This window comes from Anaerobacillus sp. 63XJN7_5_ISO-PGPR-S23-430 (assembly GCF_056173695.1).
In genome coordinates, this window is record NZ_CM149686.1 from 2,084,853 (window position 1) to 2,110,443 (window position 25,591).

The 25,591-nt window shown below is 40.3% G+C and carries 21 protein-coding genes and 1 riboswitch; of the genes, 15 read left to right on the top strand and 6 right to left on the bottom strand.

Annotation, left to right across the window (positions count from 1 at the left end):
* Positions 1–40 precede the first annotated feature (40 nt).
* Positions 41–129: riboswitch (cyclic di-GMP riboswitch) on the top strand.
* Positions 130–154: 25 nt separating this feature from the next.
* The 4 genes from AC0VYJ_RS11205 to AC0VYJ_RS11220 all read left to right on the top strand — a co-directional run bounded on the left by AC0VYJ_RS11205 (position 155) and on the right by AC0VYJ_RS11220 (position 4,245).
* Positions 155–292: an anti-repressor SinI family protein gene (locus tag AC0VYJ_RS11205; protein WP_475367394.1), complete on the top strand. Its 138-nt coding sequence runs from the start codon at positions 155–157 to the stop codon at positions 290–292.
* A gap of 381 nt (positions 293–673) precedes the next feature.
* Complete coding sequence (locus tag AC0VYJ_RS11210) at positions 674–2,056, top strand: glycine--tRNA ligase (RefSeq protein WP_194221635.1); 1,383 nt, start codon at positions 674–676, stop codon at positions 2,054–2,056.
* Positions 2,057–2,181: 125 nt separating this feature from the next.
* On the top strand, positions 2,182–2,751 hold the full coding sequence (locus AC0VYJ_RS11215) for an HAD-IA family hydrolase (protein WP_475367395.1): 570 nt from the start codon (positions 2,182–2,184) through the stop codon (positions 2,749–2,751).
* An 87-nt stretch (positions 2,752–2,838) separates the two neighbouring features.
* Complete coding sequence (locus AC0VYJ_RS11220; RefSeq protein WP_475367396.1) at positions 2,839–4,245, top strand: MFS transporter; 1,407 nt, start codon at positions 2,839–2,841, stop codon at positions 4,243–4,245.
* 46 nt (positions 4,246–4,291) lie between these two features.
* Here AC0VYJ_RS11220 and gltC read toward each other — a convergent pair whose 3' ends face one another.
* Complete coding sequence (gltC, locus tag AC0VYJ_RS11225) at positions 4,292–5,197, bottom strand: glutamate biosynthesis transcriptional regulator GltC (RefSeq protein WP_194221638.1); 906 nt, start codon at positions 5,195–5,197, stop codon at positions 4,292–4,294.
* 176 nt (positions 5,198–5,373) lie between these two features.
* On the opposite strand from gltC, the gene gltB reads away from it, so the two are divergent.
* Positions 5,374–9,963, top strand: coding sequence for a glutamate synthase large subunit (gltB, locus tag AC0VYJ_RS11230; RefSeq protein ID WP_475367397.1), 4,590 nt, complete (start codon positions 5,374–5,376; stop codon positions 9,961–9,963).
* Positions 9,964–9,977: 14 nt separating this feature from the next.
* Positions 9,978–11,462 carry a glutamate synthase subunit beta gene (locus AC0VYJ_RS11235; protein ID WP_475367398.1) on the top strand — a complete coding sequence of 495 codons (1,485 nt, stop codon included), beginning with the start codon at positions 9,978–9,980 and terminating at the stop codon, positions 11,460–11,462.
* 99 nt (positions 11,463–11,561) lie between these two features.
* Here AC0VYJ_RS11235 and AC0VYJ_RS11240 read toward each other — a convergent pair whose 3' ends face one another.
* Positions 11,562–11,651: a putative holin-like toxin gene (locus tag AC0VYJ_RS11240; RefSeq protein ID WP_224880206.1), complete on the bottom strand. Its 90-nt coding sequence runs from the start codon at positions 11,649–11,651 to the stop codon at positions 11,562–11,564.
* A 218-nt stretch (positions 11,652–11,869) separates the two neighbouring features.
* On the opposite strand from AC0VYJ_RS11240, the gene AC0VYJ_RS11245 reads away from it, so the two are divergent.
* From AC0VYJ_RS11245 to AC0VYJ_RS11255, 3 genes are all read left to right on the top strand, one after another.
* Positions 11,870–12,814 (top strand): ring-cleaving dioxygenase, encoded by a 945-nt coding sequence (locus AC0VYJ_RS11245; RefSeq protein ID WP_475367399.1) that lies wholly within the window; start codon positions 11,870–11,872, stop codon positions 12,812–12,814.
* Positions 12,811–13,416: an alpha/beta hydrolase gene (locus tag AC0VYJ_RS11250; protein ID WP_475367400.1), complete on the top strand. Its 606-nt coding sequence runs from the start codon at positions 12,811–12,813 to the stop codon at positions 13,414–13,416. Before AC0VYJ_RS11245 ends, AC0VYJ_RS11250 begins: the two co-directional genes overlap by 4 nt.
* Before the next feature lie 262 nt (positions 13,417–13,678).
* Positions 13,679–14,137 (top strand): DUF4306 domain-containing protein, encoded by a 459-nt coding sequence (locus AC0VYJ_RS11255; RefSeq protein ID WP_475367401.1) that lies wholly within the window; start codon positions 13,679–13,681, stop codon positions 14,135–14,137.
* A 72-nt stretch (positions 14,138–14,209) separates the two neighbouring features.
* Here AC0VYJ_RS11255 and AC0VYJ_RS11260 read toward each other — a convergent pair whose 3' ends face one another.
* The gene (locus AC0VYJ_RS11260; RefSeq protein WP_475367402.1) at positions 14,210–15,445 is read right to left on the bottom strand and encodes a dicarboxylate/amino acid:cation symporter; all 1,236 of its coding nucleotides are present in this window, start codon (positions 15,443–15,445) and stop codon (positions 14,210–14,212) included.
* 275 nt (positions 15,446–15,720) lie between these two features.
* Between AC0VYJ_RS11260 and AC0VYJ_RS11265 the strand changes: the two genes are divergently transcribed.
* From AC0VYJ_RS11265 to AC0VYJ_RS11275, 3 genes are all read left to right on the top strand, one after another.
* Positions 15,721–16,497: a class I SAM-dependent methyltransferase gene (locus AC0VYJ_RS11265; RefSeq protein ID WP_475367403.1), complete on the top strand. Its 777-nt coding sequence runs from the start codon at positions 15,721–15,723 to the stop codon at positions 16,495–16,497.
* A gap of 6 nt (positions 16,498–16,503) precedes the next feature.
* A complete protein-coding gene (mug, locus tag AC0VYJ_RS11270; RefSeq protein WP_475367404.1) occupies positions 16,504–17,004 on the top strand; it encodes a G/U mismatch-specific DNA glycosylase in 501 nt (166 codons plus the stop codon).
* Positions 17,005–17,250: 246 nt separating this feature from the next.
* Complete coding sequence (locus tag AC0VYJ_RS11275; RefSeq protein ID WP_475367482.1) at positions 17,251–18,147, top strand: branched-chain amino acid transaminase; 897 nt, start codon at positions 17,251–17,253, stop codon at positions 18,145–18,147.
* Positions 18,148–18,490: 343 nt separating this feature from the next.
* Here the strand turns inward: AC0VYJ_RS11275 and AC0VYJ_RS11280 are convergent, their stop codons facing one another.
* Both AC0VYJ_RS11280 and AC0VYJ_RS11285 read right to left on the bottom strand, forming a co-directional pair.
* A complete protein-coding gene (locus AC0VYJ_RS11280; protein ID WP_475367405.1) occupies positions 18,491–20,374 on the bottom strand; it encodes a vWA domain-containing protein in 1,884 nt (627 codons plus the stop codon).
* Positions 20,375–21,280 (bottom strand): ATP-binding protein, encoded by a 906-nt coding sequence (locus AC0VYJ_RS11285; protein WP_430246428.1) that lies wholly within the window; start codon positions 21,278–21,280, stop codon positions 20,375–20,377. It lies immediately after the preceding gene.
* A 175-nt stretch (positions 21,281–21,455) separates the two neighbouring features.
* Here AC0VYJ_RS11285 and AC0VYJ_RS11290 point away from each other — a divergent pair, with 175 nt between their 5' ends.
* From AC0VYJ_RS11290 to AC0VYJ_RS11300, 3 genes are all read left to right on the top strand, one after another.
* Entirely contained in the window at positions 21,456–21,797 is a 342-nt protein-coding gene (locus tag AC0VYJ_RS11290) for a YojF family protein (protein ID WP_160919492.1), read from the top strand.
* Positions 21,798–21,810: 13 nt separating this feature from the next.
* The gene (gene bshB2 / locus AC0VYJ_RS11295) at positions 21,811–22,476 is read left to right on the top strand and encodes a bacillithiol biosynthesis deacetylase BshB2 (protein WP_194221648.1); all 666 of its coding nucleotides are present in this window, start codon (positions 21,811–21,813) and stop codon (positions 22,474–22,476) included.
* Positions 22,477–22,558: 82 nt separating this feature from the next.
* A complete protein-coding gene (locus AC0VYJ_RS11300) occupies positions 22,559–24,178 on the top strand; it encodes an ABC-F family ATP-binding cassette domain-containing protein (protein WP_226613088.1) in 1,620 nt (539 codons plus the stop codon).
* A 37-nt stretch (positions 24,179–24,215) separates the two neighbouring features.
* Here AC0VYJ_RS11300 and AC0VYJ_RS11305 read toward each other — a convergent pair whose 3' ends face one another.
* The gene (locus AC0VYJ_RS11305) at positions 24,216–25,565 is read right to left on the bottom strand and encodes an MATE family efflux transporter (protein WP_430246431.1); all 1,350 of its coding nucleotides are present in this window, start codon (positions 25,563–25,565) and stop codon (positions 24,216–24,218) included.
* Between the last annotated feature and the right edge of the window lie 26 nt (positions 25,566–25,591).

Below are 25,591 nucleotides of genomic sequence, written 5' to 3' on the forward strand. Positions count from 1 at the left end.
TTTTGTAAGTTTAAGGTCGGAATGTGTCATTTCTGAATTCTCCAGACAAGGGCAAACCATCCTAAAGGGTGGGACGCAAAGACACAGGTCTAATGTTGGTTCTCCAACGATGACGGCTGGTCCTCCTGGAAAACCCAAGAAGGAGGAGAAAAGAATGACCATGGCGAAACCTAAGCCTAAGAAGGTACTTGATCAAGAATGGGTTATTCTCATGAGGGCTGCCAGGGAACTTGGATTGAAGAAAGAAGAGGTACAGGCATTCTTAAGACAAGACAAAAACCGACATCTATGAATATACATAAATGAATGACGACCTTTAAGGTCGTTTTTTTGTGATAAGCTTTGATGAAAGCAAATACGGTGTGAAATGAATAATCCTTGACTTTAGGGCAATATTTTTTGTATCATATGTCATATCAATTGCATACATAAACCATACTAACTATGAAGGATAAATAGTAGTCAGAATAACCTTGACTTTAGCGATTCGGGGACGGTGGAAGCCCGAACGAGGTCTGATGAAACGGCAGTCTGGAGTTACGTTTCTCAAAGTGGATGCCTTATTTGCATCAACTAGGGTGGAACCGCGGGTGCATAAGCTCTCGTCCCTGGACATTTTTTGTCCATGGATTGGGAGCTTTTTATATTGATTGAGAAAAAAGGAGAGAATGACATGACAATTTCAATGGATCAGATCGTTTCAGTATCAAAGCACAGAGGATTTATTTTCCCTGGTTCTGATATTTACGGTGGACTAGCAAATACGTGGGATTATGGACCACTTGGTGTAGAACTTAAGAAAAATATTAAAGATGCATGGTGGAAGAAGTTTGTTCAAGAATCACCTTATAACAGTGGTCTAGATGCCGCCATTCTAATGAATCCAAAAACGTGGGAAGCTTCAGGTCATTTAGGTAATTTCAATGATCCTTTAATTGATTGCAAAAGCTGTAAAACACGTCATCGTGCAGATAAATTAATTGAGGACGCTCTTTCTACTGATGAAGAGGACATGATTGCAGACGGCCTTTCATTTGAAGAAATGGAGCGTTTGATGAAAGAAAATCATATTACTTGCCCTGAGTGTGGCAGTGAAGATTTCACAGAAATTCGTCAATTTGATCTTATGTTTAAAACCCATCAAGGTGTAACTAAATCGAGCACGAGTGAAATTTACCTTCGCCCAGAAACGGCGCAGGGAATCTTTGTAAACTTTAAAAATGTTCAACGCTCTATGCGTAAGAAAGTGCCTTTTGGTATTGCGCAAGTTGGAAAAAGCTTCCGAAATGAAATTACACCAGGTAACTTTACATTCCGTACTCGTGAATTTGAACAAATGGAGCTTGAATTCTTCTGTAAGCCAGGTAACGAATTAGAGTGGCATGAGTATTGGAAAGAGTACTGCAAAAACTGGCTTCTAAATCTTGGTGTAAAAGAAGATAGCATCCGACTGCGTGAGCATGCAGAAGATGAGCTGTCGCATTATAGTAATGCAACAACTGATATCGAGTACAAGTTCCCATTTGGCTGGGGCGAACTTTGGGGTGTTGCTTCACGAACAGATTACGACTTAAAGCAGCATATGGAACATTCCAATGAAGATTTCACTTATCACGATCAACAAACAGGGGAGAAGTATGTGCCTTATTGCATTGAGCCTTCACTTGGTGCTGACCGCGTCACTCTTGCTTTCTTGATTGAAGCATATGAGGAACAGGAGCTTGAAGATGGCACAACTAGAAGTGTGATGCACTTCCATCCAGCGATCGCTCCGTTTAAAGCTGCTGTATTCCCTCTATCTAAGAAGCTTTCTGAAGAAGCGCGTGCTGTTCATGCGGAACTTTCGAAATACTTTATGGTTGATTATGATGAGGCTGGCTCAATTGGTAAACGTTACCGTCGTCATGATGAAGTTGGTACACCGTACGCTATTACATTTGATTTTGATTCTGTTGAAGACCAACAAGTGACGATTCGTGACCGTGACACAATGGAACAAAAGAGAATGCCGATTTCTGAACTGAAAAGCTTTCTTGAAGAAAAAACACAATTTTAATGTAGGAAGCCGCTCAAAATACGAGCGGCTTTTCTTTATATTGAAGAATAACAATGATTCTTATTGATCGTTTACCCACGAGATTAAGCTAACTTGTTGTATAACTAATAAGGAGTGAATAGTAAGTGAAGATTCTATGGGATTTTGATGGCACATTATTTGATACATACCCTGCTTTTACAAAAGTAATGAAAGAATTAGTTTCTAAAGATGTAAAGGAAGAAGATATTTTAAAAGAGCTAAAAGTGTCTTTTCGTCATGCAACGGAAGTGTTTCATTTAACTGAAGAACAAATTAAAACGTTTCGTGAAATGGATAATGCTTTGTCACCAGAAGATAAACCACCATTTCCAGGTTTGAAAACAATTCTTCAAAAAGCTGAATTAAATGTCATTATGACTCATAAACCGCGTGAAGAGGTGATCACGATTTTAAAGTATTTTAATATGGAGCATTATTTCGCTGATCTTGTTGCCGGAGATGATGGATTTCCACGTAAGCCTGATCCTGCTTCCTATCACCATTTGAATAACAAGCATCAGCTTGATCTTGCCGTTGGTGACAGAGTACTCGATATTCTTCCTGCTAAAGAAGTGGGAATGAAAACGTGTTTATTTCAGAATGATTCTTCAGGCGCTGATCTATATGTTACTAATTATGAGGACTTGAAAAACCTGTTATGGTCATCTTCGTAAAAAGCTTTTTATGGCCATTTAAAAGTTGAAGTCCTTCATATTCATATGTGATAATACACATATGAATATGAAGGGGATGGTTTTGCCGTGGATAAAAAACTTCGGTTTATTTTAATTACATTCTTATTAGGTGTTTTTCTAGGCGCGCTTGATTCAGGGATCGTTTCTCCTGCCTTAACAACGCTTATAGAAGATCTTGGCATCGATTTGAAATGGACAGTTTGGGTCGTTACAATCTATACACTTGTTTATGCGGTTAGCATGCCGATTGTAGGAAAACTTGCTGACTTATTTGGAAGAAAGCGTATTTTTCTTGCTGGGATTACATTATTTGCACTAGGTTCCCTTCTTGCGGGATTTAGTCAATCACTGCCTGTTCTATTAGCAGGGAGAGCGATTCAAGCCCTCGGTGGAGGGGGAATCATACCAATAGCGAATGCTGTAATTGGAAGTAGTTTCCCGAAAGAAAAGCGAGGTATGGCCCTTGGTTTAGTTGGTGCTATGTTTGGCGTAGCAACTATACTAGGACCGAACGTAGGGGGGTTCTTCGTTGCACAGCTTAGCTGGCGCTGGATTTTCTTTATCAACCTTCCAATTGCCGTTGTAATTATCATAATGGGACTTAAACTTCCGGATGACCGAACAGAGAGTAAGAAACCTTCACTTGATTGGGGTGGGGCGCTTGTTCTATCATTTCTAATTGTGTCCCTTTTACTAGGTCTAACCAACCTTGAAACGAGTGAATTTCTTCAATCCATCCAATCATTGCTTGTATGGCCATTGTTACTTATCAGTCTTGTGCTTATTTACCCTTTGATCAAGGTCGAAAAAGCGGCCGCAGACCCTATACTGAAATTAAGCTACTTTACTGATCGGAATATTGTTCTCGCATTACTTATTTCAACGATTACCGGCATTGGGATAATTAGTATGATTTTCGTACCGTCATTCTCTGAAATTATCTTGTCATTATCAAGGGGCCAGGGTGGTTATGTGATGACAATTTTAGCCGTTGCTTCTGGATTTGCAGCACCTATAGGTGGTGTTCTTCTTGATAAGTGGGGCGCCAAACAAGTCGTGTTATTAGGATTTTCATTAAGTCTTCTTGGCTCACTCGTCTTTACTTATCTAGCAGATGGATGGCTAACCCTTTCGCTTGGTATGGTGCTGTCTGGTGTTGGGATTGGATTTACAATGGGCACACCGCTTAATTACATTATCCTTGAGTTAACTCCTGATCGAGAAGCTGGCGCAGCGCTTTCTTTAGTAAGTTTATTTAGATCTGTTGGCACGTCGCTTGGTCCTGTTATCCTTGCAGGATTCATTGCGACTTCAGGTTCAAGTACATTTAGCGGTAGCAAAATAACGGATGGAGTAAGGGATATGATTCTATCAGGATATGAGCATATGTATCTAGCTGCTTCGGTTATATTTCTAACTGGACTTATTCTCGGCGTCTTTCTAAAAATGCCGGCAAAAGCCTCACAAAGTTAATTGATTTAAAAAACCATGTCGAGCGTATACGCTCGACATGGTTTTTTTATTGTCCAAATCGGTTAAGAACTTCATAAAAATGGGTAAGAAATTCAAAAAACTTTCTTTCAGAAGGAGCTAACTCTCTTCCTTGCGGGATAATGACGCCGACTGTTCTCGTGACGTTTGGCTCTGATAACTCAATTTTGACTGTCTCACCTGGGAGCTGCTCAGATAGGGTAATCTCTGGTAGTAGACTTACGCCAAGTCCAGCTGCAACTAGTCCTTTAATCGTATCGATATCTTCACCTTCAAATGCAATACGTGGTTTGAATCCAACTTGCTGGCAGGCTGAAGTAACGAGATGATGCAGGGCATAACCAGAGCGAAACAGCACAAATGGTTCATTTTTTAATTGTCCGAGCCGTAGCATTGGATAATCGGCCAGGGGATGAGATATAGGGAGGAGGGCTAAAAGTTTTTCTGTGAAGAAAATATGTCCATCAACATCAGTTCGATCTTTCGGCACTGGGGACACGAAAGCAATATCTATCTCCCCTTTACTTACTGCATCGGTAAGATCTTGTACAGATCCCTGTCTTAATTGAAATCCAACGCTTGGATGCTCCTTTCGAAATGCAGAAATAACGGTAGGTAATGTTTTAGCGGCAAGGCTGTTTGGAAATCCAATTCGAATCGTCCCTGTATCAGGATTTAAAAATTCATATACAGCTTGTCTCGCGCGTTCGATTTCTGAAATGGCCGTTTCAGCATGATCCATAAAAATATGTCCTACTTGTGTTAGCTTTACATTCCGTCCTTCTCGAATAAATAACTGCACTCCAAGCTCAGATTCAAGGTTGGCAATTTGTCTACTTACAGCTGATTGTGCGACGTGAAGGGAATTAGCTGCGTCTGTCACATGCTCCCGTTTCGCGACTTCCATAAAATAATACAGTTGCCTGAGTTCCATTTAAAGCAATCTCTCCTTTGATTCATATCAATATTAGATTAATTATATCTAAATTATATATTGGAAGCATTGGTTAAAGCAATGTACAATAAGTGTAGAATATTTAAACAATTTCGACGTTATGGCGTTAAAGCGAGAAACCATAATGAATTGGGATAAGAGCGAGGAGTGGGATTATGGATAGAAGTAACTTTCCAGAGAAACAAGGATTATATGATCCAATTCATGAGCATGACGCTTGTGGCATCGGACTGATCGCCAATATAAATAATGTGCCTGCACACGACATTATTGAAAAAGGAGTCTATATGTTACGCCAGCTAGATCACCGAGGAGGGCAGGGAAGCGATCCTGACACGGGTGACGGTGCGGGTATTATGTTACAGATTCCACACGAGTTTTTCAAAAAGAATTCAGGGTTCAACCTACCAGATAAAGGTGAGTACGGAGTAGGAATGATGTTCCTTCCGGTAGATAATCAGCTGAGACAGCGTGCAAAACAAATTGTTGAGAAAGCAATCAAGGAAGCAGGTCAAGAGTTTATTGGCTGGAGAACGGTTCCTGTAGATGAAACGACAATTGGAGAAGCAGCATGTATTGCTCAGCCTGTCATTCGACAGGTCTTTATTAAGAAAAGCGATATTTCAGCTGAAGAATTTGAACGTAAATTATACGTTATTCGTAAAAAAGCAGAGAAGCAAGTCGCTCAAGATTCACAGTTATCAAAAACAAAGTATTATGCAGCGAGCTTCTCCAAAGATACGATTGTTTATAAAGGGATGTTAACACCAGAACAGCTGGATCAATTTTATCTTGATTTGAAAGATCCTAGTTTTAAATCAGCTTTTTCAATGGTGCACTCACGCTTTAGTACAAATACTTTCCCAAGCTGGGATCGTGCTCATCCAAACCGTTATCTTATTCATAATGGGGAGATCAATACTCTTCGTGGAAATGTGAACTGGATGAGAGCAAGGGAAGGAGCTCTTCAATCGGAAGTATTTGGAGATGACATGAAAGACATTGCTCCAATTGTTCGTCCAAATGGAAGTGACTCCTCTTCATTAGATAACTGTCTTGAATTCTTGAATCTCTCAGGCCGTTCATTACCACATGCGGCTATGATGATGATTCCAGAGCCATGGGACCGTGATACTACGATGCTGGATCCAAAGAAAGCCTTTTATGAGTATCATAGTACATTGATGGAGCCATGGGATGGTCCAACAGCTATTGCGTTTACTAACGGTCGTCAAATAGGAGCGATGCTTGATCGTAATGGTTTGCGTCCTGCACGATACGTGATCACAAACGACGACACGTTTATTCTTTCTTCTGAAGTTGGCGTTATCGAAATAGAAGAAGAGAAAATTTCAGAAAAAGGCCGTTTAAGTCCTGGGAAAATGCTACTACTCGATCTAGAGGAAAAGCGCCTTGTTGAAGATGAGGAGATTAAAGCGCAAATTGCGACTGATCAACCTTATCGTAAATGGCTTGATGAAAACCTTATGAGTCTTTCACCAGAAAAAGTGAAGACAAGACAGATAGATGAGAAAGAACTCGTCCAAACACAGCGTGCTTTTGGATACACATATGAAGAACTTACAAAAAATATCGCGCCGATGGTTACTGAGAAAAAGGATCCGATTGGCTCAATGGGAAATGATGTTCCATTAGCTGTTCTTTCTGAGCGACCACAGTTACTGTTTAACTACTTTAAACAGTTGTTTGCTCAAGTAACGAATCCACCAATTGATTCGATTCGAGAAGAATCCGTTACTTCAACAATGACGCTGCTTGGCCCTGAAGGAAATTTACTTGAAACAAAACCGGGAAGCGCTAGAAGAATTCGTCTTGAAACACCTATTTTAACAGATAGTCGATTTGAAGCGATTAAGGCATTAGACGAAGAGGACTTTCATCCTGAAACACTTAGTTTATTGTTTAATGCAGCACGTGGTGAAACGGAAATGGAGCATGCACTTCTGGCGTTATTCCGTAAAGCTGATCGCGCAATTAAAAACGGGAAAAGCATACTTGTTCTCTCCGATTTTGGAGTGAATCATGAGAAAGCGGCGATTCCGTCTTTACTTGCTCTAAGTGGCCTACATCACCACTTGATTAAACGCGAGACGCGTACGAAAGTAAGTTTGATCGTAGAAACAGGTGAAGCTAGGGACGTTCATCAGTTTGCTATGTTAGTTGGTTACGGAGCAGACGCCATTTATCCATATGCTGCTTATGACTCGATTGACCATATGATTAACGACGGGACGATTGAGGGCTTTTCTTTCGAAGATGCCATTGATAATTATATTGATGCTGCGACAACTGGAATTGTAAAAGTGATGTCCAAAATGGGCATTTCAACAATTCAAAGCTATCGAGGAGCGCAAATTTTCGAGGCAATTGGAGTTAGTAACGAAGTAATTGATCGTTATTTTGCTGGTACAGCTTCGCAAATTGATGGTATTCCAATCGATGTTATTGCAACAGAAACGTTAATGAGGCATCACTTTGCTTATCATGATTCTGAATATAGTGATCTTACACTTGAAACAGGTAGTGAACTGCAGTGGAGAAATGGGGGAGAGCACCATTCATTCAATCCGAAAACCATTCATACACTCCAACACGCTGCAAGAAGTAATAACTATGAATTATATAAGAAATTCTCTGGCATGGCGTTAGAAGAGAATCTCACTTATTTAAGACAGGCGATTGATTTTGGTTCGAAAGATGCGATCTCGATTGATGAGGTTGAAAGTGTTGAATCGATTACTCGTAGGTTTAAAACGGGTGCAATGAGCTATGGTGCCTTAAGTGGTGAAGCTCACGAAGCTCTTGCGATTGCAATGAACCGTATAGGTGGACGTAGCAATAGCGGTGAAGGTGGAGAGGACCCTTCTCGTTTCACTCCTGATGAAAATGGTGATCTTCGTCGAAGCTCTATTAAACAGGTAGCATCAGGTCGATTTGGTGTATCAAGCTACTACTTAAGCAATGCAGATGAAATTCAAATTAAAATGGCACAAGGTGCGAAGCCTGGTGAAGGTGGTCAGCTACCAGGGAAGAAAGTATACCCTTGGATTGCTGAAGTTCGTGGCTCGACTCCAGGTGTTGGACTGATTTCACCACCTCCACACCATGATATTTATTCGATTGAGGATCTTGCCCAGCTAATTCATGATTTAAAGAATGCAAATCCATCTGCACGAATTAACGTAAAGCTAGTTTCAAAAGCAGGCGTTGGTACGATTGCTGCAGGTGTAGCTAAAGGGCTTGCAGATGTTATTCTCATTAGCGGATATGAGGGTGGAACAGGAGCATCTCCAAGAACGAGTATCAAACACGCTGGTCTTCCATGGGAACTTGGTCTAGCGGAGACGCATCAAACACTCGTATTAAATGATTTACGTGATCGTGTTGTTCTAGAAGCTGATGGAAAAATGATGACTGGTCGCGACGTCGTGATGGCAGCTATTCTAGGCGCTGAAGAATTTGGATTCTCGACAGCACCGCTAGTCGTTCTTGGTTGTATTCTTATGAGAGCGTGCCATCTTGATACGTGCCCGGTTGGTGTAGCTACTCAAAACCCTGAACTACGTAAGAAATTTATGGGGAATCCGGATCACGTCGTGAACTACATGCAGTTTATTGCACAAGAAGTTCGCGAAATCATGGCTGAGCTAGGCTTTAGAACAATCGAGGAAATGATTGGACGTACGGATGTACTGAAAGTAAGTCGTCGCACGAAAGATCACTGGAAAGCAAGATACCTTGATCTAAAACCGCTTCTCTATCAGCCGCATGTGTCAGAAGAGGTTGGACGCTTCAAACAGCGTGATCAGGATCACAAGTTAGAAGCTGCACTTGACAATACGTCAATTATTCCTGCAGCACTCGGTGCGCTCGAAGAACAGAAGCCATTTGAGGGATCTTATGTTATTAGAAATACAAACCGCGTTGCAGGTGCTCTACTAGGACATGAAATTACGAAGCGCTATGGCACAGAAGGACTTCCAGAAGATATGATTCGCTTACACTTCACAGGTTCAGCAGGTCAAAGTTTTGGAGCCTTCGTACCAAATGGCGTCACAATGCAACTAGAAGGCGATGCAAATGATTATGTAGGTAAAGGGTTATCAGGTGGGAAACTGATCATCCATCCGTCAGCTAAAGCTGAATTTGCTCGTGATGAAAATACAATTGTAGGTAACGTTGCTTTCTACGGAGCAACTTCAGGTGAAGCTTATATTAGTGGTCTCGCAGGAGAGCGATTCTGTGTGAGAAATAGTGGTGCAAGTGCGGTTGTTGAAGGTATTGGAGACAACGGATGTGAATATATGACAGGTGGCCGTGTTGTTGTTCTTGGCGAGACCGGGAAGAACTTTGCAGCAGGTATGTCAGGTGGAATTGCCTATGTTCTTTCAGATGACCAGGAGGCGTTTAAGCGCAATGTAAATGCTGAAATGGTTCACATTGAATCACTACGTAACTATGACGAGATTCTTGAAGTGAAGCATATGATTCAGCAGCATGCATACTTTACTGATAGTCCAAAAGCGATCCGTTTCATTCAAAACTGGAATGAAGTTGTCGGGAAGATCGTGAAAGTAATTCCGAAAGAATTTAAAAGAGTCACAGAATCATTAGAAGAATTGAAAGAAAAAGGCTATGAAGATGACGACGCAGCATATGAGGTGTTCCAACAGGCTAAGAACGGTCAAATGAAGCCACGTCAAAGCGACTTGGAACCGGTATAAGGGGAGGTATTCGATTGGGTAAGCCAACAGGTTTTTTAGACTATCCTAGAGAAAAAGCACGTGAAAGAGATCATTCAACACGTTTAAAAGATTGGGAAGAATACCAGCTTCCTCAATCTGAAGAAAATCTGAAAACGCAAGGGGCACGCTGCATGGATTGTGGCACGCCCTTCTGCCACTCAGGTATAGAACTAAATGGGAGTGCATCGGGTTGTCCACTTTATAATTTGATTCCTGAATGGAATCACCTTGTATATCAAGGGAAATGGAAAGATGCGCTAGATCGACTTCTTAAAACGAATAACTTTCCGGAATTCACCGGTAGAGTTTGCCCGGCACCGTGTGAGGGAGCCTGCGTAGCAGCTATTCCTGACGACGCTGTTGCAATAAAAAGCATCGAGAAGGAAATTATTGATCGCGGGTTTGCAGAAGGTTGGATGACACCCCAGCCTCCCAAAAATCGTACAGGTAAGAAGATTGCCATTGTAGGGTCAGGTCCTGCTGGTTTAGCAGCGGCCGATCAGCTAAATAAAGCTGGTCATACTGTCACTGTATTTGAGCGTGACGATCGTATTGGTGGTTTACTAATGTACGGTATTCCTAATATGAAGCTTGATAAAGAATTAGTTGAACGACGTGTGAAGCTTCTTGAAGATGAGGGAGTAACCTTTATTGCGAATACCGAAATTGGAAAAGATGTCACACAAGATGAGCTTCGTGATCAGCATGATGCTGTAATTCTTTGTACAGGTGCTCAAAAGCACCGTGATCTTCCGATTGAAGGTCGTAAGCTCGGTGGCATTCATTATGCCATGGATTATTTAAGACAGAATACGAAAAGTTTGCTTGATTCTAAGCTTCAAGATAACAAGTATGTTTCTGCAGAAGGTAAAAATGTTATTGTTATCGGTGGCGGAGATACTGGAGCGGACTGCGTGGCAACTGCGCTCAGACACGGTTGCAAAAGTGTACACCAATTTGGTAAACACCCGCAGCTAACTGCCGACCGTATGATCGATAATCCTTGGCCAGAATTCCCTAAGGTTTTTACTCTTGACTATGCTTATGAAGAAGCGCAAGCAGAGCACGGGGAAGATCCTCGTCAATATTCCATCATGACGAAAAAATTCGTTGGTGACGAAGATGGCAATGTGAAGGAACTTCATACGGTTACAATCGAAAAGCATGTTGATAAGATGGGCAATGTGTTCATGAAAGAACTCCCTGGTACAGAGCAAGTTTGGCCAGTTGAGCTTGTCTTCATTGCTATTGGATTTACTGGACCTGAAGAAGGGGTTCTCGAACATTTTGAAGTAGAGCAGGACAATCGGAAACGAGCGAAGGCTGAATTCGAAGACTATCGCACAAACGTTGATGGTGTTTTTGCAGCAGGTGATGTTCGCAGAGGACAGAGTCTCATTGTATGGGCGATAAATGAAGGTCGCGGCGTTGCACGCGAGACCGATCGTTATCTTATGAATAAAACTGTCATGCCTTAATTGAAATAAAAAAGCACTCCTATGAAGGTAGTGACCCCGAAAGTTAGAGTTAAAACTAACTTCCGGGGGTCATCACCGAAGGGGTGCTTTTTCACTTTGTTACGATGAACGATCTTTCGTGTGGATGATGGCGAGCACAAGAGCGGAAAAGCTGACCATTAACGACAGGGCCTCAAATACGCTTAGCATCACATCACTCCTTTACATATAGAATGTCACCAGCAGGGGTTGTCCTATACGCATAAGAGGAAAAGATTTGACATAAGAATACAAATTATATACACTTAAATCAAATATCTCGAATTCGAGATAAAAGACATCTAAAAGAACAAATTAGACGATTAAAAACCGTACTATACGGGAACCTTCTAAAGTGGATGTAATATTGAAAAGGAGACTTGTCATTTATGAAGCATACAACAGGAATACATCATATTACCGCAATTGTAGGAAATCCTCAGGAAAATATTGATTTTTATAGTGGGGTTCTTGGTCTTCGTCTCGTTAAAAAAACAGTGAACTTCGATGATCCAGGAACATACCATCTTTATTTCGGAAATGAAGAAGGGGCACCGGGTACAATCATGACCTTTTTCCCATGGTCGAAAGCACATGATGGAAAGATTGGCTCTGGTCAAGTTGGCGTAACTAGCTTCGTTGTGCCTGAAGGCAGTTTAACGTTCTGGAAAAAGCGTCTTGATAAATTAAATGTAGAAAACGGTGAGATGACTCGGTTTGGTGAAAAGGTTCTCGCTTTTGATGATCCACATGGACTACACCTTGAACTCGTTGAAAGAGAAGAAGGGGAGCGAAACACGTGGAGCTTTGGCGGTGTTAGCACAAAACATGCAATCAAAGGATTTGCAGGTGCTACATTATTGACCGGCAAGTCGGAAGCAACTATGAATGTGTTAGAAGAAGTTCTTGGTTTTATTCGTGTAGCTGAAGAAGAAGATTTTGTTCGATTTAAATCCAGTGATTCGATAGGCAACACGGTCGACGTGAAGAAAACACCGCTAGATTCTGGAAACATGGGCTCAGGTACTGTCCATCATATTGCGTTTCGGGCTAATGACTTCAATGATCATGAAGAATGGAGAAACTTACTCGAAGAAAAAGGGTATAAACCAACTCCGGTCGTTGATCGACAGTATTTCAATGCCATTTACTTCAGAGAAGAAGGTGGAATACTGTTTGAAATAGCGACGGATCCTCCAGGGTTTGCAAAAGATGAAGACCCTGATGAAATGGGGAAAAACCTACTTCTACCACCATGGCTAGAAGAGAAGCGATCTCAAATTGAAAATCATCTTGAACCAGCGGAAGCAAGAGTCCTAAATGGTGACAAATGATGAACCATCTTTTTAAACAAGGAAAAAAAGAGCTTCCGACTCTACTACTACTTCATGGTACTGGCGGAACAGAAGAAGATTTGGTTCCTTTAGCTGAACTTATTGCTCCTGGGCATTCCATTCTGAGTGTGAGAGGTAATGTATCAGAAAACGGGATGGCGCGCTTTTTCAAGCGATTAGCGGAAGGCGTTTTTGATGAAGCGGATTTAATAGAGAGAACACATGAATTAAATGCTTTCATCGATGAATCAGCACAAAAATACGATTTTGAGCGCAACAACGTTATTGCAATAGGGTACTCGAATGGCGCTAACATCGCAGCTAGCCTTCTATTCCACGATGCAAATTCGCTTAAAGGCGCTGTCCTACATCATCCTATGGTGCCACTGCGTCATCTTGAGCTACCGAACCTTAAGCAAAAACCAATTTTCATAGGCGCTGGTGAAAATGATCCCATTTGCTCTCCAAAAGAGACAAAGGAACTTCAGGAAATGTTTTCTCATGCTGGGGCAGAGGTAACGGTTCATTGGGAAAGTGCAGGTCATCAATTAACGAGATCAGAAGTAGAAAAAGCGGCAGAATGGTTTAAAGAAAACTATTAGAACAGCTGGTTGATTTTAATTAGTTATACAATAAAAAAGCGGAAACGAGCATTAAAATCGAATGATTTTGATGCTCGTTATATTATAAAGGATAAGTTCATACGATATTTAATGACTAGATTTTGAATCATTCATAAGCAATAAATCTACTTAATCTATTAAGTTTGAGGACATGGTTTTAACGGGTTTAGATCCAAAAATCATTATGATAAAATAAGGGTGATGATTTGAAGTAGTTTTCAGGTAAGGAGTCGAATGTTGGATGATGAATATTGTGAAAGGTAGTACCGCACTTGTTATGCTTGTTTTATCTACATTAGGAAGCTGGTATGAAGGTAGTGAACTACGAAATAAGCCGTGGGAATGGGAATATAGCACATTTTTTTCAAGGGTGATAAACGGCCAAGTTACAGGGCAAGCAGATATATCAAGTCTAGATCACTTTATATATGCGGCTAAATTCAAACCGCTCTTCCCAATTCTTATGGTGGTAAGCGGTATTTATTTGCTGACGTTTTTATTTTCATTCGCCGTTAAGCATGATCGGAAGAAGTTAAAAGTCTATTATGGAAGTCTAGGAATGGGGTTACTTCTCGCAAGTTGTTTTAGCAATAATTCTCCCACAATTGGATTAGAAATAATTTCATGGTTGCTCATCACTGTTGGTTTACTCAATATTGGAGGATTCTTATGGATCGGTAGAAGGACAAGAGAAATTTAGTGTTAATAGAGCTTAATCGTTTAATTAGAGAAATGCGGCCCTGTTATCGAGATAACAGGGCCGCCTTTTCATTTAAGCAACTGATTTGGATGTTTTCTTTTTATCACGATCGATGACAGCTGCCCCAATAATATCACCAAGTACGTTCGAAGCTGTACCAGCCATGCCAATCATGACGTCAACTCCAGCGATTAAAGCAACAATTTCTAAGGGAAGGTTAAACATGGTTAACACTGCTGATAATGTCACTAAGCCGGCAGCGGGAATCCCTGCCGTTCCTATGGAGAGAAGTGTACCTATGGCAACAATGGTCACATAATCCATAACGGAAAAGTTTAACCCGGTGACGTTTGCAGCAAAAACGATTGACACACCCATTCTTAAGGCCCCTCCATCTGAATTGAAGACGGCCCCGATTGGTAAAGAAAAGTTCACAATTCGTTCTGAGATGCCGGCTTTTTTAGCAGAGTCAATCGCGATTGGAAGCGAAGCGATACTACTTGATGTAAAAAATGCTGTTAAATAAGCATCTTTCGTTTGAAAAAAGAAGTTTTTAATACTTAATTTCGCGTACTTTAGAAAAGAAGTATAAATCAATGCCCAAAGTAATAGAACGCCTAAATAAAAAACACCTGTGAAAGCAAGTAAAGATTGGAACGTTTGCCAGCCTTGATTGCCGAAGGATGTGGCACTAATGGCGAAGATGCCAAGCGGTGCATAAAGTAAAATACCTTGCAGTAACAAAAAGAATAAGTCATTTGCAGCGGAGAATAGCTTATGAAGTCTCTCGCCAGATTCACGCATGTCATTTTTCTCAGAATAGCGCATTTTTCCTATAGTTAATCCAATGATCACAGCTAGAAAGAGTATACCCATGAGTTGTCCCGAAGAAAAGGTTTCAAAAAGGTTATTCGGAACGATATTTAAGAGAACATCAGAAAAACCAGGAGTGTCAGGCTTTTCAACTTTCGTATCCGGAAGTGTTAGACCAGAACCAGGGCTAATCCATAAAGCGATTGTAACACCTATTAAAACAGCGGCTGCTGTTGTTAATCCGTAATATACTAACAGTTTTCCACCTAATTTCCCAAGGTATTTAGGGTTCATTTGATTGATTGCAAGCACAACTGTTAGAAAAATAACTGGAATGGCTACCAGGTTAAGCAAGTTGATTAGAATGGTGCCAAGCGGTTTAATGAATTCTATACTTGAGCCAAAAAGAATTCCCGCTGTAATACCAAGTATAAAGCCAAGCGTCATTTTTAGTATGAATGAAGAATTTTTATACATTATCCACATTTTTTGCATTGTTCCACCTCTTATTAAATAGTGTTATTAGTATAACAGCTACATAATAATTTGTTTAGAATTTGAATTTTCATTTATCGTATTTGTTAAAATTATATGGTTTATATAACAATGAGCCAATGGTGTTTATGTTAGTTGATAGCACGTGTCCACCGAATACAGCTTCACTTCATTTTTTATTTCAATATAGTTTCTAAGGTGGAGTAGTTCTCTCCGGAAATCTTCTTAAACGACATGGTATACTAGCTTTGAAGGAAATTAAAGGAGATAATCGGATGATTTTTACAACTGCAGGGAGACCGACTGAAGCACTCATTAAAGAGGCTATAAAACTGAGTCATTATTATGAAGGTACTTACATATCAAGAGAAAAACGATCGATTCAACAAATCATTCATCTTTATCAGGAAATAGTTGTGGTTGTCGGTTTTGATCGATTATGTTTGTATAAAAAAAGCGCTGAAACACCGGTTTTCTTTCATCCAAACTCAGCCATGTTTCGTTGCAGGGCGGTTCTAAATGGACGCGATGATGCGTTTATTAAGGCGAGTGGTCTTAGTGAGGGAATGAGCTTGTTAGATTGTACAGCAGGTCTTGCTTCTGACAGCATCGTTGCGAGTTTAGTAGTAGGCGAATTCGGTAGTGTACAAGCAATTGAGGGTTCAGAGCACGCGCTATTACTTCAAGAAGGATTGAAAAAATGGGAAAGTAATAATAACTACATAGATAAGGCGATGAGGCGAATAACAGTTCGAAGTAATAAATATGAAGACGTACTACCTCATTTAATGGAGAACTCGGTTGATGTTGTATATTTTGACCCAATGTTTGAAGATTCTATCTTAGCATCTGACGGCGTATCTGGTATCAAACAGGTTGCGCTTTATGATGCACTCACAGAAAATATGGTGATGGAAGCTAGACGAGTTGCTCGCATAAGAGTGATTTTAAAAGATTCTTGGAACAGCTCGCGGTTTGAACAGTTAGGTTTTCAACAACAAATTCGAAAAACATCGAAATTTCATTATGGAATACTTGAATGCAAGGAGTGAGGAGCTTTGTTACCAGACCATCTTGATCATCAGTTGAAAATTTTGTTTATCGGTTTTAACCCTGGACTCCAGTCCGAGAATGAGGGGCATCATTATGCAAACCCAACAAATCGTTTTTATTCCGTATTAAAAGAAGCGGGTCTTACAGATCGTAAGCTCTTACCAGTGGAAGATCATAGGCTTTTAGAATATGGGTATGGACTCACGAATATCGTAGATCGTCCTACGCGAGGAGCGGCTGACTTAACATCTGATGATTACACAAAAGGACGAGAGCAGCTTAGCAAGAAAATTAGATTGTACAAGCCCGAAGTCAATTGTTTTGTAGGAAAAGGAGTTTACCAGAAATTCTCGGGTGTTAGAAAGGCTGAGTGGGGATATCAACCCGTTAATCAAATAGATGGTGTGCAAGATTTTGTGGCACCATCAACTAGCGGATTAGTTAGGATGACGCTTGAGGAATTAGTAGAAATCTATCGGCATTTAAGTACAATGCTAAGAAAATGAACGACATAGATTTTGTTCTCATTCGAGAATCAACAGTATCTAGCTAAGTACAGAGAAATAGTCCCTTCGTAAGAACATGTCGTACATTACTGGTGCAACATTAATCGAAAATTCTCTAATGATTAGCCATTACGAGCATATATTATTTAAAAAGCTATGTTAGTTAATAGTGATGATATATCGGCTTTCGGTAAAAAACAACAACGTTCAATCTAGCCATTAAAGAGGGTGAATGGTGTGGCTTTTATGTTTGATAAAGATCGATTTGTAGATGATCGTTCCTTAAGTCTGAGCGTGAAAAACAAAGGGCTAAACTATGGTTTAGGCTGCATAGAAGGTATACGCGCCTTTTGGAATAAAGAACAAAAGCAGCTTTTTGTTTTTCGATTAGATGATCATTTTAAAAGGTTCCACGGCTCTGGAAAAAGCTTGTATATTCCCATTCCCTATTCTATAGATCAGTTGTCTGAGATTACCAGACAGTTACTATTAATCAACCAAGTGACTCAAGACGTTTATATACGGCCGCTTTGTTTCAAAGGAGCTAATACGTTACGTCCAGATTTAAATGATCCATTAAATCATCTAGCAATCTATCTGGATCTTACCGAGTATGAGCCAAAAGCTTCTATAAATGTATGTGTTTCCTCTTGGACAAGAGTAGGAAGTAATATGATTCCTCCACAAACAAAATCAACAGCTGGTTACTTGAATTCAGGGTTGGCAATTAATGAAGCGATGTTAAACGGTTATGATGGGGCTCTTTTTTTAACTAGAGAAGGGAATGTTAGTGAAGGAGCTACTAATAACCTCTTTATCGTACGAGGGAATGAAGTTGTGACTCCTCCAGTATCAGATGATATTCTTCCTGGAATCACTCGGAATACCGTTGCTCAAATTGTATACAGAGAGTTAGGATTATCAATGCGAGAACAGAGTATTACGAGAGTTGAGTTATACGAGGCAGATGAAGTGTTTCTTACGGGAACGGCTATTGGAATTAAGCCAGTAGTGGAGATAGATCGGAGAATAACAGGAAATGGTAAAATCGGTCTGATTACACAGAAAATCCAAAAAACGTATGACCAGATCGTTCGTGGGGAAATGTCATCCTATATTAGCTACTGTACTTCTGTGTATTAAAATGCAAAGATCTTCGAGCTAAATCGCTTAAGGTACTATATCCTTTACGATGTAATTTTTTATTAAACGAGTAAATAGAAGAGAAAATCAATTTGCCAAACCGTTAATCTTAGCACCAGCATAAACTGCTTTTATTTCTATTTATGTAGTATTTAATTTTATTTCGATATACTTTACTGACGATTTCTACCATTATTTCTTAGCGGTTTAGCGAATTGGTTTATTAGTTGGATGAGACAGGATATAGAAATGGGGTCCATCAATAAAAGGGATGTCAAGTATATTTATTATAGATAAAACGGTTATCACCATTTAGGGACAAAGTGATAACCGTTCATATTTTCTATACAAATCGTAGCAACAATCGCTTCAACAGAGGCGTTAAATAAGCGGGAATCTCATTAGCAGAAGGAATCACAAGGCTTTGTGTGCCGTAGATATTTCGCATCGTATTTTTTTCCTTTTCCTGTGGTTCCCCGTTAGATAAGAAAACACCGATTACTTCAAAGCCTTTTTTCCTTGTTTGCATCACGGCTTCATGAGTATCAATGATACCATTTTCGCTGTAATCGTATGCGGAAGGCTCGCCGTCTGTAAACACAAGTAAAATTTTATGTTTTTCATTTCGTTCAGCTAATTCTTGAGCAACTTTTCGAATCGCATACCCATCCCGATTGTCTTCTTCAGGTTCCAATTGCATAATTTTAGCCCCTTCATGAGCTTGAGTCGATCGGTTGTAATCAACAATTTGAAACAGGGTATTCGGTTGTTCCTGATCATCAGCATCGAATGCATCTTCATAGAATCCAGTGATCGAGTGTTTAATATTTAGTCCTTTTAGCGTCTCATGGAAAAGCGTAATACCTAGTCGTGTTTCTTCCATCTTGTCGTACATCGATGCCGAGCAATCGACGAGTAACGAGAACGTTACATCAAGCTCTGTACTAGGCGCATTCTTTTTATAAAAGAGACGAGGGTTTTCGTCTGTTAATAGCCTTAGTAGCTTGCGGTTCAATCGTCCAAAATGAAGATCACTTCTAGGAGCAATTTGTTTTTGCTCGATCGTTTTCTGGATCGCAGCACGAAGTGATTTTTCAGCGTATTGGATGTCAGCCTTCGCAGTTCGATAATTCGAAAGCTCTTCAGAAGTTGGTTTTTCGGCATGACGAATCACTTCTTTTACGTTTCGATTCGCTTCACCTAGAGGATCCTGTGAAGAAGCAACTGCTTTTGTATCACGACTTTCAAGAATTGCCTCTTCATCAAACTGACTGCCCTCTGACTGCTTAGAAGCACCTTGGACACTGACAAAGGCCTGATCACCAGATTCTTCTTTTCGCTCGCCTTCTCCGATCAGATCTGATTTAGCGCCTTCTTCTAAGTCAAATTGAAGGAAGTTGGATCCTTCTTGCTCCTGCTCTTCATGCCACGTATTCATTTCCTCATCATACGTTTCTTTATCTTCTTTATCAGTCGTTTCCATCGTATCGTCACTTTTTAACTGACGAGCTTCTTCATCTTCAACAACAGTGGAAGCGTTGACCGAGGTTCCATACATCGTTAAATATTCTGTTGTCATATCGAAATGATCAACATTCAGCTCCTGACAAAATGCGCTTGTGAGAGTGGTAACGTCTTTTGTTGAACTAGCTTTAGAAATCTCTATAATTAAATGGCGCAGATAGGGCTTATATTCTGCTAGTTCATTTCCTAGAGCAACTGGTTTACCGATCGCTTGTAGATAGATTCCGCAGAATAATGCATCAAGCAGCTGATTCTGGCGATTATGAACTTCAAGACGACCACGAAAACGCTTTTGAAATAATGTTCGTCTTGTATCAAAAGCAGCGCTCATTCCTGGTCGGATAGACATACAAATCTGCTCGAGTCTTATATCCTCTAATAATGCAAACAGTTGTTTACGGAAAAGAGGATGTGATTGTTGTTTGATAGTGGAGAGGTAGTGATCTACTTCATTGAAATTCGTATAATGAACATTACCAAGTGCACGAAGGTAGATATCACTTTTCATACCATCATATTGCGTTCCATCAAAAATATCATTCCAATAATGACTGACCGTAATCAACTGTTCAGCTGGTCTGTAGTAAGAATGGAAAGCGAACTGAACTTCACTCTCTAGATGACTCAGTGTTTCCGCGAGATCAGATAAACTTAGATGAAGAAAAGGATCAGTCTGATTCTCAGCAAAGTTTAGAAACTTCATTTATGATTTCTCCTGATAACGTCCGAAAATTGTTTCTGCGATGTTTTCCACTGCAGCTTTTTCACGCTCATCTTCAAGCTTATCTGTAATCGCTCGTTTAATCGCGCGTCTCGCTTCCATAAATGTTGTTAAGTCACAAGCGTCTAGAAGTGAACGAGGAGAGGCGGCTTCCTCTGAAATTTGACCATCTCTTACTTTTGATTGAAGGTCAGCAGATAACGTAACAAACTGATCCAGCTGTTTTGAATCATCTAAAAGCGATTGTTCACTTAACATTTCTTTTAAAGCTTCTCCCTGTAGGTAAGGTACTTCTATCACGATAAAACGATTTTTTAATGCTTCATTTAATGGTGCTGTTCCAATATATCCTTCATTAATTGCAGCAATGACGCCAAAGTTCTCTTTTGCCCGAACCGTTTCTCCTGTGAAAGGGTTTAGAACCATACGACGATAGTCAAGTACACCATTTAGAATGGGAAGTGTTTCTGCTTTAGCTGTATTAATTTCATCAATATAGAGAAGTTCGCCGTTTTTCATCGCGTTTTCTACTGGTCCAGGAATGAATGTAATATGAGCATTGTTTTGTTCGTCATATGTTAACGTTTTATACCCTAGAAGCGCTTCCGCATCAAGGTCAACAGAACAGTTAATCGAGTACATTGGCTGGTTAAAGAAGTAGCTAATTAGTTCGGCAAGTTTTGTCTTACCAGCACCTGTTGGACCTTTAAGAAGCACATTTTTACCTAGAATCAAAGCTGTGACGGCATCTTTTACGATCGACATATCTGGTGCTGTATAGCCTTCAGATCCGATGAGATAGTGCTCTGGATTGGAGTTTGCCTCGCGTCTTGCTTCAATACGGTCTTGTATTTTATCTGGAATATCAAACGTTTCATATAATTGCATCTTTCATACCTCCGAGTTTCGAATTCATGTCTATTCAAAAGTTAACTATAACGGAAAAAAACGGTCTCTGTCTAATGAAAGTCGTTCTAATGCCAACGTCAATCATTTTACCAGGCGGAATAGATGAGCTATACTAGTTCTAGCAAGTAGGCCTAAGAAAGAAGGGGGCATAAGAATGAAGCCTATTCAAATAGAAAAAGTACAAGAAATCCTTGAAACATTTGAGAACAAAGAACTGTATTTTCACTTAGAAACAACGAGTGGAGCCTATGCTGCTCAAGATAAAGAAAAGCTTGCGGTTGGAGCTTACATAAGAAATGGCTCAATCAAATTCACCAATGTCAAAATGGCAGGTAGCGGTCCATTCCGCGTTGGGTTTAAATTAAATGACGGTTGGATGTATGCTGAAGGCTTAACGGATTATCAATTGGATGATGGTCGTTTATTAATGGCAGGTCATGATTCGAGCGGCCGTTTAGCAGTAGCTGTTCAATTAAGCTATACACCATTCGACTAAGGAGGAAACGATTATGGAGAAACAAGTCCTCGTTGTTTTCCCGCATCCGGATGATGAAGCTTTCGGAACTGCAGGGTTGATAACGAAATTTGTAAATGAAGGCGTGCCCGTCACTTATGCATGTGCAACGCTCGGAGAAATGGGACGCAATATGGGGAATCCATTTTTTGCGACAAGAGAAACACTTCCAGAAGTACGAAAGAAAGAATTACAAGATGCCTGCAACGCTATGGGCGTAAAAGATCTTCGCATGCTCGGGTTTAGAGACAAGACGCTTGAGTTTGAAGACCCTGAACTGCTTGTTTCTACAATTGGAGAGCTAGTTGATGAATTAAACCCATCATTAATTATTACATTTTATCCAGAATACGGTATCCATCCGGATCATGATGCTTGCTCTGCAGCTGTCATAGAAACGTTAAAACGGATCCCGAAGGAAAAACGTCCAACGGTTTATGCTTTACCAATTACTCCGGACCGTGAAGTGGTACTTGGTAAACCTGATAAAGTTTTTGACGTAACGGATGTGTTAGAAACGAAGATCAAAACCATTGAAGCTCACCGCTCCCAAACAGAGGCGATGGTGGCAAGACTTGAAGATGGTTCAATGGATCCGAATTCTGAAATGATGTCGTTTATTAAACAAGAATCCTTCTGGATCTATCCATTTGATGAATAAGATCTGTTGGGTTCATATCTATTCCGTGTAGAACATGTTATAATTTGCACTATATTACGATAGATGGAGGAATACGACCTAAATGATTACAGTTACAGATGTCGGCTTACGATATGGTGATCGTAAGCTTTTTGAAGATGTTAATATTAAATTTACTCCAGGAAACTGTTATGGACTAATCGGTGCTAATGGTGCTGGTAAGTCAACGTTTCTTAAGATTTTATCAGGTGAAATCGAACCACAAACTGGCGATGTTCATATGGGACCGGGAGAACGACTTGCCGTCCTGAAACAGAACCATTTCGAATACGAAGAGTATGAGGTTCTTAACACCGTAATTATGGGACATGCACGTCTTCATGAAGTGATGCAGGAAAAGAATGCGATCTACATGAAAGAGGATTTCTCTGATGAAGATGGTATGAAAGCTGCAGAGCTTGAAGGTGAATTTGCTGACCTTAACGGGTGGGAAGCTGAATCAGATGCAGCTGTATTGCTTAGAGGACTTGGTATTTCTGAAGATCTTCATGATAAGAAGCTTGCAGACCTTACTGGTTCTGAAAAAGTGAAAGTACTTCTTGCACAGGCTCTTTTTGGTTCTCCTGATATTCTTCTACTGGATGAGCCTACGAACAACCTTGATCTTGGCGCAATTCAATGGTTAGAAGAGTTCCTTATTAACTTTGAGAATACCGTTATTGTTGTGTCCCATGACCGTCACTTCCTAAACAAAGTATGTACGCACATGGCTGACCTTGATTACGGTAAAATCCAAGTGTATGTGGGTAACTACGATTTCTGGTATGAATCAAGCCAGCTTGCTCGTACGATGAAAGAGGATGCGAACAAGAAAAAAGAAGAGAAAGTAAAGGAACTTCAAGCGTTTATCCAGCGCTTTAGCGCGAACGCGTCGAAGTCTAAACAGGCTACGTCACGTAAGAAGCTTCTTGATAAGATTACGCTTGATGATATTAAGCCTTCTTCAAGAAAATATCCTTACGTAGCCTTTACACCAAATCGTGAAATCGGAAACGACGTGCTTCACGTTGAAGGTTTAACAAAAACGATTGATGGTGTAAAAGTACTTGATAACGTAAGCTTTATGCTAAATAAAGACGATAAAGTGGCACTCGTAGGTCGTAATGAAATTGCGAATACGGCGCTCATTAAAATTTTGATGGGTGAAATGGAAGCAGATAGCGGAACGTTCAAGTGGGGTGTTACCACTTCTCAAGCTTACTTTCCTAAAGATAACTCTGATTACTTTGAGGGTGTGGATACGAACCTTGTTAACTGGCTTCGTCAATATTCCCCAGAAGATCAAAGCGAAAGCTTCCTACGCGGCTTCCTTGGAAGAATGCTTTTCTCTGGTGAAGAAGTATTGAAGAAAGCGAGCGTTCTTTCCGGTGGCGAAAAAGTTCGCTGCATGCTTTCAAAAATGATGCTTAGCGGTGCGAATGTTCTTGTACTTGACGATCCGACAAACCACCTGGATCTTGAATCAATTACTGCACTCAACAATGGTCTTATGAATTTCAAAGGTGCAATGATCTTTACATCTCATGACCACCAGTTCATTCAAACGATCGCAAATAGAGTAATTGAAGTAACACCTAAAGGGATCATTGATAAAGAAGCAACTTATGATGAGTACCTTGAAAACACTGAATTACAAGCAAAAGCACAAGAAATGTACAAGTAATACAAAAAGCGGCACCCTTCTGGGAGCCGCTTTTTGTTTATATAATTCTTCCGACTCTTTGTACGTGACGGAGACGTAGGAAGAGCGTAATAGCAGCAACGAAAAGTCCCGCACTAAGCCCAACCCAGTAGCCGTATGGACCGAACGCTGTGTATTTCGCTAGTAAGTAGCCTGAAGGAAGGCCAATCACCCAGTAAGAAATGAGACTCATAACAAGCGTTACGTTAACATCTTTATATCCTCTGAGCGCTCCTTGTATGGGAGCAGCAACGGCATCGGAAAGCTGAAAGAAGATGGCGTAAATAAGGAATACTTTAATTAAATCAAACACTTCCATGTTGCTTGTATACCAACTCGCGACGGTGTCATTGAAGAGAAATAAACAAAGAGCTGATAGTAAGGCCATTAGAACAGCAAAGACAATGCCCATATAGCTGTATTGCTTTGCATCCTGTAATCTTCTTGCCCCAACCTCAAATCCAATAGCAATTGTTAACGCCATTGATATACTAAGGGGGATCATATATAGAAGAGAAGCAAAATTAATGGCTGCCTGGTGAGCAGCGATCGTTTCGGTTGTATACGTGCTCATTAAAAGTGTAACGGCCGCAAAAATACTGACTTCAAAAAAGATAGAAAAACCTATCGGAACACCGATTTTTAGCTGTTCTTTCCAGGTAGAAAAGGATATTGGATAAAAACGTTTGAAAATCCTATACGCTCGGAATGGCCTTACTCTAATGACAACAAGTAAGGCGATTAAAAGAATAAACCAATAAGTGATCGCTGATGCATATCCAGCACCAACACCTCCTAATTGGGGGAATCCCCATTTACCGAAAATCAAAACATAATTGAAGAATACATTGATTGGAAGAGACGTGAGCGTGACTAGCATCGTCGTCCTTGTTTCTCCAAGTGCATCAAAGAAACTCCTTAGAACGGAATAAATAAACAGTGGAATAATCCCGAAGGAAAGTCCGATGAGGTAATCTTTTGCAATTTGAGCAACTTTGTTATTAAGATCCATGGTGTTTAAAATAGGGTCTAATATAAAATAACCAACAACTAATATACTAACGGAGAGAGCAACCGAAAGATAAATGCCCTGAAGTACTGAAAATGAAACCCGATCTTCCTGCTTTGCACCGATATAATGCGAAACAATCGGAGTGATGGCAAGCAATATGCCACTTAATCCTGTAAATACAGGAACCCAGAGACTTGAACCAATGGCAACTCCTGCAAGATCATTTGCTCCAGCTCTTCCACTCATAATCGTATCTACGAAATTCATTGAGTAGAGACCAACTTGAGTGATTAAAATGGGATAAAGAATGATGACTAATAATTTGATCTTTTCCTTGATCGTTTTAGTTGGATACATGGTGCAACATCCTTGCTATGTAGAAT